The following is a 251-nucleotide window of genomic DNA, read 5'->3' as shown; positions in this document are numbered from 1 at the left end:
AAACAGCGCTCCGCCATCGGCCTCTGATAATCACTCGATCGTTAACCGTAAACCTTTATCACCAGGAGCTATCCCATGAAAGCCGCCGCTACCGAACAACCCGACGTGCAATCACTGGCCGACGACAACATCGTCATTCTCGACACACCTATCCGCCGTGGTAACACCACCATTGACAGCATCACCCTGCGCAAACCGAACTCGGGCGAGCTACGCGGTGTAAGCCTGTCCGAGCTGCTGCAAATGGACGT

General features: G+C 55.8%; 1 protein-coding gene. It reads left to right on the top strand.

The window, feature by feature from the left end:
• Positions 1-75 precede the first annotated feature (75 nt).
• Positions 76-251: phage tail assembly protein (locus tag AC3XQU_RS24415; protein ID WP_489876699.1), on the top strand; the 176-nt coding region annotated here is incomplete at its 3' end.

This window comes from Telluria sp. AZSoR62 (genome assembly GCF_058111565.1).
Note: the sequence above shows the minus strand (reverse complement) of the source record. Positions and strands in the feature narration are given on the sequence as shown.